The sequence below is a fragment of the Mucilaginibacter jinjuensis genome (assembly GCF_028596025.1).
Classification (GTDB): Bacteria; Bacteroidota; Bacteroidia; order Sphingobacteriales; family Sphingobacteriaceae; genus Mucilaginibacter; species Mucilaginibacter jinjuensis.
In genome coordinates, this window is the sequence record NZ_CP117167.1 from 3,506,489 (window position 1) to 3,521,462 (window position 14,974).

The 14,974-nt window shown below is 42.3% G+C and carries 15 protein-coding genes; 10 read left to right on the forward strand and 5 right to left on the reverse strand.

What is annotated here, in order from left to right:
* Positions 1-28 precede the first annotated feature (28 nt).
* The 5 genes from PQO05_RS15720 to PQO05_RS15740 all read left to right on the forward strand — a co-directional run bounded on the left by PQO05_RS15720 (position 29) and on the right by PQO05_RS15740 (position 5,195).
* Positions 29-895 (forward strand): hypothetical protein, encoded by an 867-nt coding sequence (locus tag PQO05_RS15720; protein WP_273628301.1) that lies wholly within the window; start codon positions 29-31, stop codon positions 893-895.
* Between the two features lie 20 nt (positions 896-915).
* Entirely contained in the window at positions 916-2,376 is a 1,461-nt protein-coding gene (locus PQO05_RS15725) for an OmpP1/FadL family transporter (protein ID WP_273628302.1), read from the forward strand.
* Between the two features lie 191 nt (positions 2,377-2,567).
* Positions 2,568-3,326 (forward strand): DUF4905 domain-containing protein, encoded by a 759-nt coding sequence (locus tag PQO05_RS15730; protein WP_273628303.1) that lies wholly within the window; start codon positions 2,568-2,570, stop codon positions 3,324-3,326.
* A gap of 20 nt (positions 3,327-3,346) precedes the next feature.
* Positions 3,347-4,558: a DPBB and LysM peptidoglycan-binding domain-containing protein gene (locus PQO05_RS15735; RefSeq protein WP_273628304.1), complete on the forward strand. Its 1,212-nt coding sequence runs from the start codon at positions 3,347-3,349 to the stop codon at positions 4,556-4,558.
* Positions 4,551-5,195, forward strand: coding sequence for a uridine kinase family protein (locus PQO05_RS15740; protein ID WP_273628305.1), 645 nt, complete (start codon positions 4,551-4,553; stop codon positions 5,193-5,195). The genes PQO05_RS15735 and PQO05_RS15740 overlap by 8 nt, the downstream gene beginning before the upstream one ends.
* A gap of 112 nt (positions 5,196-5,307) precedes the next feature.
* On the opposite strand, the gene PQO05_RS15745 is transcribed toward PQO05_RS15740, so the two are convergent.
* A complete protein-coding gene (locus tag PQO05_RS15745) occupies positions 5,308-5,937 on the reverse strand; it encodes a 3-oxoacid CoA-transferase subunit B (protein ID WP_273628307.1) in 630 nt (209 codons plus the stop codon).
* A gap of 195 nt (positions 5,938-6,132) precedes the next feature.
* A complete protein-coding gene (locus tag PQO05_RS15750; protein ID WP_273628308.1) occupies positions 6,133-6,822 on the reverse strand; it encodes a CoA transferase subunit A in 690 nt (229 codons plus the stop codon).
* A gap of 185 nt (positions 6,823-7,007) precedes the next feature.
* On the opposite strand from PQO05_RS15750, the gene PQO05_RS15755 reads away from it, so the two are divergent.
* Positions 7,008-7,583 carry a hypothetical protein gene (locus PQO05_RS15755; protein ID WP_273628309.1) on the forward strand — a complete coding sequence of 192 codons (576 nt, stop codon included), beginning with the start codon at positions 7,008-7,010 and terminating at the stop codon, positions 7,581-7,583.
* A gap of 39 nt (positions 7,584-7,622) precedes the next feature.
* Here PQO05_RS15755 and PQO05_RS15760 read toward each other — a convergent pair whose 3' ends face one another.
* The 3 genes from PQO05_RS15760 to PQO05_RS15770 form a co-directional block, all read right to left on the reverse strand.
* A complete protein-coding gene (locus PQO05_RS15760; RefSeq protein WP_273628310.1) occupies positions 7,623-8,699 on the reverse strand; it encodes an SGNH/GDSL hydrolase family protein in 1,077 nt (358 codons plus the stop codon).
* A 120-nt stretch (positions 8,700-8,819) separates the two neighbouring features.
* Positions 8,820-11,186, reverse strand: a complete 2,367-nt coding sequence (locus PQO05_RS15765; RefSeq protein ID WP_273628311.1) for an endonuclease MutS2 — start codon at positions 11,184-11,186, stop codon at positions 8,820-8,822.
* Entirely contained in the window at positions 11,183-11,635 is a 453-nt protein-coding gene (locus PQO05_RS15770) for a DUF4296 domain-containing protein (protein WP_273628313.1), read from the reverse strand. The genes PQO05_RS15765 and PQO05_RS15770 overlap by 4 nt, the downstream gene beginning before the upstream one ends.
* Before the next feature lie 44 nt (positions 11,636-11,679).
* Between PQO05_RS15770 and PQO05_RS15775 the strand changes: the two genes are divergently transcribed.
* The 4 genes from PQO05_RS15775 (at position 11,680) to PQO05_RS15790 (ending at position 14,972) form a co-directional block, all read left to right on the forward strand.
* Entirely contained in the window at positions 11,680-12,369 is a 690-nt protein-coding gene (locus tag PQO05_RS15775) for a YggS family pyridoxal phosphate-dependent enzyme (protein WP_273628314.1), read from the forward strand.
* 75 nt (positions 12,370-12,444) lie between these two features.
* A complete protein-coding gene (locus tag PQO05_RS15780) occupies positions 12,445-12,918 on the forward strand; it encodes a GNAT family N-acetyltransferase (RefSeq protein WP_273628316.1) in 474 nt (157 codons plus the stop codon).
* The gene (locus PQO05_RS15785) at positions 12,915-13,715 is read left to right on the forward strand and encodes a DUF3298 and DUF4163 domain-containing protein (protein WP_273628319.1); all 801 of its coding nucleotides are present in this window, start codon (positions 12,915-12,917) and stop codon (positions 13,713-13,715) included. The genes PQO05_RS15780 and PQO05_RS15785 overlap by 4 nt, the downstream gene beginning before the upstream one ends.
* Complete coding sequence (locus tag PQO05_RS15790) at positions 13,716-14,972, forward strand: aspartate kinase (RefSeq protein WP_273628321.1); 1,257 nt, start codon at positions 13,716-13,718, stop codon at positions 14,970-14,972.
* Positions 14,973-14,974 lie beyond the last annotated feature (2 nt).

Below are 14,974 nucleotides of genomic sequence, written 5' to 3' on the forward strand. Positions count from 1 at the left end.
ATTTGAACTGAAATTTAACTTCTGCACCATGAATCGCAATATAATTAGTGGGGCAATGCTTATAGGGTTACTGGCATTTGCTTCATGTTCTACACAGAAACTCGCATCTAATCAACAAGTTGACGACGATGTTTACTTCACTAAAGCCAAGGCTGGTGAACAGGTACCCATGCAAATTGCATACAATCAAAACGTTTATACTACCCCGCAGGATGACTCGGGAACCTATGGCGATGATGATTATTACTATTACGACAGCTATGCATCGCGCATAGACCGCTTTGCTTACAACACACCGTTTAATTATTACGACGATTATTATTACGATTATGCCTCTGCCCCTACTTATGGTGGTTATGCAGGTTACGGTGGTGCGTATGGAGGCTATGGCTGGGGCTTAGGTATTGGATTTGGCTACGGTGGCTATTATGGTTATTCACCCTTTGGCATTGGCTGGGGCGGCGGTTATCCATATTGGGGTATTTACTCTGCCTACGGTTATGGAGGCTATTATGGCGGTTACTACGGTGGCGGTTATGGATACGGATATGGTGGTTACAGAGGTACCCCACGCCCATACCGTGGCTCTGGACAGCCAGGTGGTGCGTATGCAAACCGCTCTGTTCGTGGCGTAGGTTATAGCGGTGCGTATCGAAATGCCGGTTACTATCCGGGCCGTGCGGTTAACAGTAATGGCCGCAGGATCACTACAAATGGTTATGGCAACAGCAATGGTAATTATAATAACGGACAAGGCAGGCAAACACGCCCTACCAGGACCGATTATCCAACATATCAACCAACACGTTCTACCAACTCAATGCCAAGCAGCAGCGGTGGCGGCGGTAACAGTGGTGGCGGCGGCGGCGGTGGCTCAAGACCAGTTAGACCTTAATTACAATTAGCACATCATCAATGAAGACCAAATACTTATTAAGCGTAATTGCTATAGTAGCAATTACCAAAACAACTTATGCCCAATATGCGCAAGATGCATTAAGGTTCTCTACTTTTCAACCGGGGTCAACCTCGCGTATTAAAGCTTTGGGCAATGCCGGTACAGCAGTAGGCGGCGATCTAAGCTCTATCGGTAACAACCCTGCGGGCTTAGGCTTTTTCACGCATTCTGAACTGAGCATTACGCCCGAGTTTAATGCATCTAAAACAAATGCAACTTATTTTGGCCAGTCAACCCAGGCTACACAAAACCAGCTTAACCTTAACAATGCGTCTGTTGTATTTTATTCGAGATTGAATAATAACAATGCCGATAAAACAAAAGGCTGGTTAAGCTTAAACTTTGGTGTGGGATACAACCGTACCAATAATTATTACCAGAATACTTCTTACTCAGGCCATAATCCTAATACATCCATCAGTAATTATTACGCTGAGCAGGCTAATGCTTATGGTATTAATGACCCTGGCTCACTGGCCAGTTGGGCTTATGATCAAAACCTAATTGATGCTTATGCAAACGGAACTGGTAGTATATACAAAAGCAATGCACTTGCAGGTGTAAACCAGGTTAAAAACTCGTACACCACAGGCGGCCAATCAGAGATCGATCTTTCGATGGGTGCCAACTACAGCAATAAACTTTACCTGGGTTTGGGTATCGGCATTACCGATATCCGCTACAACACCACAAGCGCGTTTACCGAAACAGGTACCGCATCTGTTTTAGAAAATAACGTAGCTGTAAACAGGCAGTATACTTCGGTTTATTCGCAAGATCAGCAAACACGCGGTAACGGTTTCAACGCCCGCTTTGGTTTAATATACAAACCTGTTGAAGTGGTACGTTTAGGTGTAACCTTTACCACCCCTACCTGGTACAATATCGACGATAACTACAATGAAGCCCTTGCTACTAAATTAAGCAGCGGATCAAACGGTGCCAGTGCAAACAATTATCCGTTTAGCTATAACCTGCGCACGCCACTTAAAGTGGCAGGTGGTGCATCAGTATTTTTAGGTACCATCGGTTTTATTACGGGTGATGTTGAGTACGAAGACTACTCGAGCATGAACCTTGATTATGACGGTTCTGGCCCGGATAATAACGACATCAAACGCTTATATAAATCTGTAGTAAATGCGCACGTAGGCGCCGAAATTAAAGCAGATCAGCTTTACATCCGTGGTGGTTACGGTGTACAGGGCAATCCTTTAGCGCAATATGGCGGCAACATTAACACTGTAAGCGGTGGTTTAGGCTATCGTTTCGGCGCTTATTATGTTGATGCTACTTATACCCACGTAAGCGGTAACTCAACCCAGTTCCCTTACGAGCTGGCTACTGCAACAAACTATGGTGCAGAGGTTAAAAATACTTATAACAATGTATTCTTAACTTTGGGGATGAGATTCTAAGATAAATTAACCCATAAACGAAGCCCGGTTGTAAAACAATCGGGCTTCGTTGTTTACACCTGTAGAGACTAATATTTTGTGTCTTGTTTGTAAATTCTGTATAACGAGACACAAAGTATTGTGTCTCTACGTTTTTTAATCTTCAGTAACAAACGCAGCATCCGGGTATTTTTTCATATTTGCAAATCGATATGCTATTGACCGCAACTATAACTCAAGCTTTTGATGTGCCTATCTGGCGCATGGAAATTGACAACTTTACCGACACCATTTTCCTCGAATTGCGCGACAGCACCAATAAGCAGGTAAGCTTTGCAGCTATAGATCTCAGCACCGGCAACCTTAATTTTAAAGCCCTGGTAATGCCCGAGCGCTGGTTAAGCGGGATAGAAACAGCCTATAAAGGTGTGCTGCTTTTGCATGGCTATCAATCAGAAGCAGTTCCGGTACATAAAGGTTTAACCAGTATTAATGGCACAACTGGCAACGTATTGTGGACAGACTATAACATTAATTTTGAACAGCTTAGCACCGAAGGAATAGTAGTTTACGATGCCCGCATTCAGCCTAAAAAGTTGTATGTAATTAACGAGCAAAGCGGACAAAGAGTTGGTGCCTATGAGCCGGGTACTGATGTTATGCATAGCCATATTTTTTTCCCCAACATGATCCAGGCTGACGAACTTCCCCCCGATCTGTTATTTTTAAAACCACACGCAAATGTGGTACATTATCTCCAGCACAATAACTTTAGAATTGTATCTTTGCACGCGCTTGATGGGAGCCATTTAACACAACATTTGCATGTCTTTAACATAACCGGCGAATTGCTATTTGACGATATTATGAATAACGACATACAAAAATTGCAACCCGAGGCGTTTATAGTTTATAAGAATAGTTTGATCTGGTTAAAAAACCGGTCTGTAGTAAAAGTTTTAAACCTGTAAAATACAGCATAAACCCCTTTATGAGATTGAAAATATTATTACTTGTACTATCATTTTCTACCCTTTCGGCTTCGTTATTTGCCAACCCGGTTATTGATTCGGTTGGTGTAGAGAACCAAAGCGGTAAAAAAGTAATACTACACAAAGTAGCCCCCAAAGAAACTTACTATGCCATTGCCCGCCGTTACAACGTAAAACCGCAGGCTGTTATAAACTTTAATAAAAGCGCTGTTTTACACGAAGGCGATATTGTTAAAGTACCAACCGACCTGCCATTTGCACAAGCTGTTGCGCCTGCTCCGGTACAAACGCAAGTACAAACCTCTACAGTGGCAGCAGGTACAGTTATCCAATACAAAGTTGCACAGCATGAATACCTATATGGTTTAGCACGCCGTTTTAATACCACAGTTGAGGATATTAAAAAGCTAAATAACCTGCAAAGTGATAACCTTAAACCGGGTCAGGTTATTAATATCCGTCAGGGTGCAGGTGCGCAGCCGGCAACTCAGGCGGCAGCCCCTGCTCCTGTTCAAACACAACCTGTAGTACAGCAGCAAACGCCCGTAACTCCTCCGGTACAGCAACAGGCACAAACTACACCTGCCAATACCGGCGAGAACGGTACTATTGTACAATACAAAGTAACCAAGCACGAATACCTGTACAGCGTGGCTAAACGCTTTAACAGCACGGTTGAAGATATTAAGCAACGCAATAACCTCAAGAGCAATAGCCTTAGCCCGGGTATGACGCTTAATATTTTACAAGGCGCTGCTGCTGGTGCAACTGCCCCGGTTACTGCTACGCACCCGGTTGAGACTTTCTCTGTACAGGAAAAACCTGAAAAGAACGATACCGTACCACCGGCAAGACGCGATACTACAAATGTGGCAACTATTGCTGATAGTTTAAATGCCGAGCACCATGCCCCATCTAAATATGGTTTGTTCGAGAAGAATGAAAAAGGTGTAGCCACTACGCTTGATGATCCAACCCTCGATCAATCTAAAAAACTGATCTTACACCGCACTGCACCTATCGGTACGGTTATAAAAATTACCAACCCTATGACGAATCGCACTACGTTTGCAAAAGTAGTTGGCAGATTTACAGACAGCGAGTCGACTAAAGATGTTATATTAGTGATGACGAAGAGTGTTGCAGAATCGTTAGGTGCGCTTGATAAGCGTTTTCATGTAAATATCAGTTACGGCGTCCCGAATGAATAAACCCTATATAATTGGTATTGCCGGCGGAAGCGGGTCGGGCAAAACCTTTTTTTTAAAGTGCTTTTTAGAACATTTTAAGCCTGAAGAAGTATGCCTTGTTTCGCAGGATGATTATTACATCCCTGTGGCCCATACCATGACGGCCGAAGAAAATAAGCTCTACAATTTTGATTTACCTGCTACCATAGATAATGATCATTTCCTGGCTGATATTCAAAGCCTGATGCGTTATGAAACGGTTTACAAGCAGGAATATACTTTTAATAACCCCAATGCTATACCCAAAACATTGGAAGTAAAGCCCGCTCCCATTATTATTGTTGAAGGCTTGTTTATCCTGCATTTTAAAGCTATTGCCGATTTGCTGGATATGAAAATTTTCATTGATACAGAAGAGCACGTGGCACTCGAACGCCGCCTTAAACGCGACCTGTTAGAGCGTGGCTACTCGCACGATGACGTGATGTACAAATGGCACAACCACGTGCAACCGGCTTACGAAGAGTACTTATTACCCTATAAAAATGAGTGTGACAGGGTTATCACCAATAACACCCATGTAGCCGAAGATATTATTGTAATTACCGAGGAGATTTCTAAGGAGTTACATAAAAAAGTTTTCGCACAGGACGTTTAGCAATTTACACCAATCACGTCATTGCGAGGTACGAAGCAATCCCCGACAAGCAGAGCGGCTCTGTAAACTTCGCGCGATTGCTTCGTACCTCGCAATGACGTTTCATTTTAAATTAGTCTACTAATTTCCCTTTCGTCGCTTTCTTAATTTCCTCTAACGTCACTCCCGGCGCACATTCCACCACTTTAAAACCGCCTTCGGGCAATACATCAAATACGCCCAATTCTGTTACTATCTTTTTTACACAGTTTACGCCTGTTAATGGCAAGGTACATTGAGGCAATAATTTGGATTCGCCTTCTTTATTAACGTGCTGCATGGCCACAATAATGTTCTCGGCAGAAGCCACCAAATCCATTGCCCCTCCCATACCCTTCACCATTTTACCGGGGATTTTCCAGTTAGCAATATCTCCGTTTTCGGATACTTCCATCGCACCAAGAATAGTAAGGTTTACTTTTTGGGCCCTGATCATACCAAAGCTCATTGCAGAATCAAACACAGCCGAGCCTGGCAGCATGGTAATGGTTTGTTTACCTGCATTAATGGTATCTGCATCTTCCTCACCCGCAAATGGAAATGGCCCCATGCCCAGTAAGCCATTTTCTGACTGTAATACTACATCCATCGTATCAGGAATATAATTGGCAACCAGTGTTGGTATGCCGATACCCAGGTTAACGTAGTAACCGTCTTTTATTTCTAATGCTATTCTCTCAGCAATTTGCTCCTTGTTCCACATTCTATTAATATATAATTTGTCATTGCGAGGCACGAAGCAATCCCGTAGCCATACAGATCGAATATGCTTGCGACGAGATTATTAATGAGGTGTTTGTTTTCACCTGTATTAATGAGCTCCCTTCGGTCGGTTGTCCACGCTATCGCTCGCAATGACAAGGCGTTTTACATTTTATTTATAAAAAATCACTTCAAATCAACGTACAGTACGTTTTTCAATTCTTTTTTCATAATCCTCACCCTTAAAAATTCGATGCACATAAATCCCAGGCGTATGAATATGATCAGGATCTAACTCTCCTGGTTCAACCAGTTCCTCCACCTCGGCAATGGTAATTTTACCGGCCATCGCCATTACAGGATTAAAATTTCTTGCTGTTGATTTATAAATGAGGTTACCCGCAGTATCCCCTTTCCAGGCTTTTACAATGGCAAAATCAGCATCGAAGGCCATTTCCATCAGGTAATCCTTGCCGTTAAAATTGCGGACTTCTTTGCCTATGGCTATCTCTGTACCGATACCCGCGGGTGTAAATATGGCAGGCATACCATAACCTGCCGCCATACAACGGGTAGCTAAGGTTCCTTGTGGGATGAGTTCTACTTCCAGTTCGCCACTTAATAGCTGGCGTTCAAATTCGGCATTCTCACCAACATAAGATGCGATCATCTTTTTAACCTGGCGTTGTTTCAGCATCAGGCCAATACCGAAATCATCAACCCCGGCATTGTTTGAGATACAGGTAAGATCTTTAATACCGCTTTTAACAAGGGCTGTAATACAGTTTTCGGGCAAACCGCATAAGCCGAAACCGCCGAGCATGAGTGTCATCCCATCCGTTATTCCCGCAATGGCCTCTTCGGCACCACTGACAACTTTGTTCATGAAAATATTATAATTGGTTGCCTGCTAAAGTAAGAAATAGGTTGGACGTTTAGCGTTACACGTTTAATGTTTTTGCCTCTATATTTAAATCAATGACTAATGACTAATGACTAATGACTAAATAATTAACTATTGCGAAACAATTTTCATTGCGATAGCTTATAACTATACCAATCATTACAGTCATGAGTGAAGAAGAATATAACAACCCCGAAAATGCTGAGAACGGCGACAATCAGCCAAGAGGTTATAAGGTTGAGGACGACCATAACCTCGAAGAAAAAGACCTGAAACGTCACTATCTTTTTGGAGAAGCCCACATGGCTGACCCGGACGGTCCAGGGCACGAAGGACAGACAACAGGCGGTAAAAACTTTGGCAAAAGCAATGTAACTACATCTGGCAATGATTCGGCCAACCCGTCACGTTATGCAGGTAATACCAATGCTTACTTTAACCGCACCGAACCATCAGAAGAACACCCCGAGTTTAATAATTTTAAACCCGAACATCAGCAGGGCGAACCTGTAAAACATGGTGAAGGTTATTTAAATCCTGCCCAAAAGTACCAGGAAGGCACAGCTGATTATGATGGTGGCACGCAACCCAATCAACCCGCCAATGCCAATCCAAATCAAAATAAAGTTGGTGATGGCGGCGATCAGAATGTACCCGGCGAAGCTAACTGGAACTCAGATTACAATCGCGGACCAGATTACGGAAGCAACAGTCCCGAAGAACGGGAACATATAGAAACTTAATAACAAAAATGCCCCAGTTCATTAACCGGGGCATTTTTGTTACCATTTAATATTTTTATCAATATAACTAATCAGATCATCAGCCATTGCCTGCTGTTCGGCCTTGCTTGGGTGCCCGTTGGTATTTTTGTAGGGAAAGAAATGCGTTTTAATATTTTTATCATTTAACTGATTAACCGCAGTAGTAATATATCCCGGCCATGGCGATCCTTCTTTAGTAGCATCCATACTACCCAATGCACAAATGATTTGAGCTTTAGGATATTTGACGCGGATGTTTTTAACCATGTCACGGTAAGCATTCACGATAGTTTCAGCAGCGGGTGGCGTTGTGCCGAATCGATGTTTAAATTCAGGGTTATCCGGTTTTAAAACAATCCAGGAATCGTTTTGAAAAAGGTTGATCACCACCACATCCGGCGTATATTTCGTAAAGTCCCATTTGCTATTTGGATCTGTGGCATCCAGACGATCATACATTTCGGGCATAATCATAGGAAACCAGCTTACCAATACGCCAATTCCGCTTTTAGCAACACAGCTATACTCGGCATCAAAATGGCGGGCTGTAATGGCTGCGTAACTAAGATAATTGTCCTCGAAGGGGCTGCTGCCGCGATCCTTCCCCTCAACATCTAAATCCGCATAACCACAGGTGATTGAATTGCCGAAAAACTCTATTTTACGTTTTTTAGTAGTAGGCGCACTTTCAATCGATGTGTTTTTGTCAAGTTCAAATTGGTAGAACCATGTTTTACCAAAAGCCCATTCGCCACGCTTGTATAATTGTAGATTATGATGGCCGGCGGGTAATTGATCAACCAGAGTGTAAGTACGCTTTGTGCTATCCAATTTAATATCAGGTAATACCTTCCCATCAACAATTACCTTCATGTAATTTTCGCCATGTTCATCTTTTAACAGGGCCTTTACGCCAGTTCCGTTAAAGTTTATAGTGGCAGAGTTTCCTGCCCAGCTTAATACAGCTGCTGAATCTGTGGTTGCCACACGCCCCATATAATGGATATGTGGATCATTATTTTTAATGATGGTGGACTGAGCACAGGCCTGTAAACTGATAAAAGCTACAAATAGAATTATAACGTATTTTCTCATACAACTATAAATTTTGTCATTGCGAAGTACGAAGCAATCTCGTATCTATACAAATTTGATATGCTTACGACGAGATTGCCACGCTTTCGCTCGCAATGACAAATTGGTATTTTTTCTTAATTATTTCAAATACACATAAGTAATACCGCTGCCGCCCCTATCAGCATGCTCATCTTCCATACGGCCAACCTGGTCGTATTTTTTCAGATAATCACGGATTAATTTTCGCAGGATACCGTCACCTTTACCATGCAGAATTTTCAATGAACCTACGCCCATCATTAGTGCACGGTCGAACAGTTTTTCGATAGCATGTACCGCATCTTCACCACGCATACCACGTACGTCAATCTCGGGGCTAAAACTCGCTACGTCACTGGTGTGCGAACTGTAGATCTTTCGAATATCCTTTGGTACTTCTTTCTTAGATACCTTTTGTACGCGCTTTTTCTTAGCCACGGTACGCAAGTCGCCAATGGCGATGATCACGTTGTCTTTAGCAACCTCAATTACCTGGCCTGTTGTTTCAGAATCTATTAGTTTTACCCAATCGCCCGCTTTAAGCTCATCGCTTTCGGCATTGGCTGCAGGTTTAGGCGTTACCGGTTTTATGGTATTCTTCTTCAGTTCCTCATTCAGGTTTTCGCGCAGTTTACGGGTTGTCTCTTTATCAGCCTGGCTACTCTTAATGCCCGAAATGGTATTTTCAACCAGTTTATTAGCATTTAAGATGATACTCTGAGCTTCTTGTTTGGCTTCGCGGATCAAAGCGCGTTTGTTCTCCTCAAGGTATCCTTTTAGTTGTTCATTCTCGGCAAGTAACTGGTTTACTTTGCGTTGTTGCTTATCTAAGGCGTTTTTGGTATCGAAAATCTCTTTCTTTTCACGCTCCAGGTCAACCAATAAGGTATCCACTTTTTTCTGTGTAAAGCCAATCTTGTTTTTAGCCAGGTTCAGCACATTTTGCGGTAAACCGATTTTTTGTGCGATCTCAAATGCGTAAGAACTGCCCGGTTTGCCCACTTCCAGAATATAGAGCGGTTTCATCTGCACGTTATCAAACAGCATCGAAGCATTCTCCAGCCCTTCGGCATTGCTGGCGAAGATCTTTAAATTTGAATAGTGCGTGGTAACCATGCCCCTCACCTTTTTATGGTTCAATGATTCGAGCACAGCTTCGGCAATAGGTCCGCCGAATTGCGGATCGGTACCGGTACCAAACTCATCAATCAAAATCAGTGTTTTACCATTGGCATTCTCTACAAAGTGTTTCATTTTTGAGAGATGCGCACTATAGGTACTTAAATCGCTTTCGATAGACTGATCATCGCCTATATCAGCAAAAATCTGTTTAAACGTGCCTACATTACTGTTTTCATCAGCAGGGATCAGCAAGCCTGCCTGCACCATCATTTGCAGCAAACCAACGGTTTTCATACAAACAGATTTACCACCGGCATTGGGGCCAGATACAACTACGATGCGCGTACCTTCATCAATAGTAACATTGAGCGGCACTACTGTTTTTTTTTCTTTTTTAAAGCTCAGCGTAAGCAGCGGGTGACGGGCGTTAATTAACCTGATGCTGCCTTCATTACTCACAATCGGCATCTCAGCCTCAATATCAATAGCGAACAACGCTTTGGCACGTACAAAATCCAACTTGGTTAAAAGGCTGTGGTACGATAAAAGCAAAGGCACATAAGGTCGCAGTTCATCTGTAAGAGCGGTTAATATTTTGATGATCTCGCGGCGGCGTTCAAACTCCAGGTCACGCACCTGGTTGTTCAGTGTAAAAACCTCTTCGGGCTCCAGGTAAACAGTTTGGCCAGAGGCTGATTCATCGTGAATAAAACCTTTTACCTTACGCTTGTTCTCTGCCAAAATAGGGATACATAAACGGCCGTCACGGATGGTTAATGAACCATCAGCAGTCCAGCCATTAGCGGTAGCGCTTTTGAAAATCTGGTCTATCTTTTTACGGGCTTCCTGTTCTGCGCGGGTTATACCGGCAGTAATGTCCATCAGCTCGCGCGATGCGTTGGGCCTGATTTTACCTTTGGCATCAATAACAGCATCTATCTTTTTAACGATGGTTTTCTCGATAGGTAAATGCTCAAACAAAGCTTCGAGGTTTGGATATAGTCCCGTACGCTCATTAAAATAGCCAATAACAGCAAATACGGTTGATAACGATACCTGTGTCTGGAAAAATTCCTCCTCACTTAAAAACGTACCCTCAATCCTGATCTTGGCTGCCAGGGTCTTCAAATCGTAAAAATGGTTAATGGGTAGTACGGTATCGCTCTGCAGTATATTTTTAAATTCGTGAGCCTGATGTAAAAACTTACGGATCTGTTCAAAATTGCTCATCACCTGTATCCGGTCAACCATTTGTTGGCCCATTATACTCAGGCAATGTGCTTTTATTAGTTCTTTAACCTCGGTAAATCCCAGCTTATCTACACTATTTTCCGGGTATATCATTTCTTAATTTCCTTTTTAATTTTATTAAGCGAGTCGGTTTTATGTGCCAACGCCTTTTTGTTAGCTTTCTGCATCGAATCTGCTTTTGCAGCATCGATTTTCACCCTCACTTTATTCAACGAATCTGATTTCGCCGTCATATCAGTCAGTATCTGCGTGTACATGGCCTCCATCTTATCGGGATCGGCGGTATAATACTGCATGCTTTTTTTAAACTGCACGGTATCGGTACCATATTTTTTAAATAACTCGAGGTATCGGGCCATACCATGTTTATATAAGGTATCTGGCGCTTGTGATATGGTATAAAGGCTACCATCAACGATATGGACCTCGGCTAAAAGGCTGGTCATCTTTTTTTGCGGAATGATGCCATCGGGAACTTTTTTACTATTGCAAGCTGCAATAAAAAGCAATCCTAAAAAAAACAAGTTATTATAAATACGCATTCTGTAAATTAGCGGCGGTTACTATTAGCAAAATTACGCATTTAATGAGCATTGCAGAGAATATCAAAAACTTAAAAAGCGAGTTGGAAACGATACAGGTAAAATTAGTTGCCGTATCTAAAACCAAACCCGTTGAAGACATATTACAAGCCTACGACGCCGGCCAGCGTGCGTTTGGCGAAAACCAGGTACAGGAACTGGTAGAGAAGTACGAACAGTTGCCTAAAGACATAGAATGGCACCTCATTGGCCATTTACAAACCAATAAGGTAAAATATATTGCGCCTTTTGTTACCCTGATTGAATCTGTTGACAGTATTAAACTGCTACAGGAGATTAACAAGCAGGCCGTCAAAAACAAACGCGTAATCGACTGCCTGCTCCAGGTTTACATTGCCGACGAAGAAACTAAGTTTGGGTTAGGCTTTGACGAAGTGATAGAACTACTTCGTTCTGAAGAGTTCGCCGAATTGAAAAATGTGCGCATCCGCGGCTTAATGGGTATTGCCACCAATACGGATAGCGAAAAGCAGATTAAAGAAGAGTTTTACGAGCTGGATACCTTTTTTGATGGTATAAAGCAAAGCTATTTCCGTAAGGAAGATAGTTTTGATGAGCTATCGATGGGCATGTCGTCTGACTATAAAATTGCGATTGAGCAAGGCGCTACTATTGTAAGACTGGGTAGTACAGTGTTTGGACAACGTGTTATAAAGCACTTTAAGAATAATTAGTGGCAGTAGCGAGTTGCAGTAGCAGTCCTCGGTGAAATCACTTACTAAATCAGTGAAATCTAAATAAATCACAATATGGATGTAAAGATCAGGGTTGCTAAAAAGGACGATTGCGCACGTTTGCTCGATCTGGTACATGAACTGGCGTTGTTTGAACGGGCGCCTGAAGAAGTAACCGTTTCTCTACAGGAATTTGAAGAAGCCGGTTTTGGCGCTAAACCCGTATGGAAAGCTTTTGTAGCCAGCATGGACGGGCTGATTGTAGGCTTTGCTTTATATTACATCCGTTACTCTACCTGGAAAGGCCAGCGCTTATATCTGGAAGATTTGATCATTACCGAAGCATTTCGCGGACAAGGCATTGGAAAATTGTTGTTCGATCGCCTGATACAGGAAGCACAGGAGCTCGGCTTTAACGGGATGACCTGGCAGGTATTGGATTGGAATGAGCCTGCTATTAAATTTTACAAAAAATACGAAGCTAACATTGAAACAGGTTGGCTAAATGCAGCGTTAAGTAAGGAACAGATTTTAGCTTACGAGGTATGAAATTTTTAGTTTTCCCTGCATTGGCAGTTCTTTTAGCTAGTTGTGGCGGCACTGTCAAAAACCCGGATGTAAAGGCCGGTATATCAAAAGATACATTGGCTTATGAGTATAAAACTTTTAAGCAACGTGCTGATAATTGCGGAAATAAGCCGGATAGTGGCTGTACCGTTTTAAAGATCGTATATCCTGATTTTCATAATCAACCCGATTTAAACGATACCATAAAGAGAAAGATCTCTAATATGTTTATGGTGGATGGTAAAATGAATACCGATTTTGATCCGCTGGTAACTCATTTTATGAACTCGTACAAAGAGGATCTGAAGACTACCAGCCGGCCAACTATGTTTTACACCCTGGATAATAAAGCTACCATTGTACGCCAGGATTCGGCATTAACCACTTTGCAGATTGATGGCTACGCTTACCTGGGTGGTGCTCATGGCGCTTCGTTCACCGGCTTCATAAACTGGCAAACCAAAATGCATAAAAATCTCGATCTGAAAGATATTTTGGTTGATGGCTACGAACCACAATTAAATGTTATTGCCGAAAAGATCTTCCGTAAGCAGGAAAATCTGAGCGATACCTCGTCACTTAAAAACGATTACTTTTTTAAGGATGATAAATTCAGCCTCAATGAAAACTTCCTGATCTCGCCATTAGGACTGCGTTTCGTTTACAACCAGTACGAGATTAAACCTTACGCGGCCGGTAAAACCGATCTGGTTATTCCTTATACACAAATTAAAAAATTAATACGGCCCAATACGGTTGTAGCACAATACATCAAATAAATGCTTGTTTTCAAATTCGGCGGGGCTTCTGTTAAGGATGCTCCGGGTATCATTAACCTGGGTAAAGTAGTTCAAAAATATACCGGTCAGCAATTGCTTATAGTGGTTTCGGCAATGGGTAAAACCACCAATGCGCTCGAAAAACTGACCAATGCTTATGTTAATCAAGCTGATGCTATGCATCAGATCTATGACGAGATCAAACAATATCATTATAACATACTGCACGAACTGTTTGAGCCTTCCAACCCTGTTTTCGACGAAGTAGCAAATACCTTTGTTGAGATTGACTGGATGATTGAAGATGAACCGCATGATGATTACGACTTCATTTACGATCAGATCGTGTCCATCGGCGAACTGGTATCAACCCGCATTGTAACTGCCTATTTAAACCACATTGAGCTTAAAAGCAAATGGCTTGATGTACGCAGCTATATCCATACCGATAACACTTACCGCGAAGGCATTGTAGACTGGCCTAAAACCTGCGAACATATTCAACAGGATATTCCGGCAATGTTAAATAACAGCATTGTAGTTACACAAGGCTTTCTGGGCGGCACTTCGGAGAACTTTACCACTACCCTCGGCCGTGAAGGTTCTGATTATACAGCAGCCATTTTTGCAGCATGCTTAAACGCCAAATCTGTTACCACCTGGAAAGATGTACCCGGCATTTTAAACGCCGACCCTAAACACTTTGCTGATACGGTAAAGTTTGATGAGCTATCCTACACCGAAGCCATTGAAATGACCTACTATGGCGCAGGTGTTATCCATCCTAAAACCATTAAACCTTTACAAAATGCTAATATCCCGCTACTGGTAAAACCCTTTACCGATCCGGATGCTTTGGGAACCGTAATCTCTGAAATTGGTTTGCAGCACTACGAAAAGCCGGTAATCATTGTGAAACAAGAACAAGTATTATTATCAGTTTCGGCTAAGGATTATACGTTTATTACCGAGGATCATCTAAGCTCTGTATTTACCCTTTTCGCATCAAAACATGTGAAGATCAATATGATGCAGGTATCGGCATTAAGTTTTACTGTGTGTTTTGACTACCGTGCCGAACGTTTCGAGAAGCTTTTAGAATCACTTAAACAAAGCTTTAATGTAAAATACAATAACGATCTCACTATCATTACAGTAAGGCATTATAAGCAAGAAGATTTAAAAGCTTTAATCGGCGATCGGAAAGTATTATTGGAGCAATTAAGCCGCAATACGGCGCAGATGGTTGTGCGGTAATA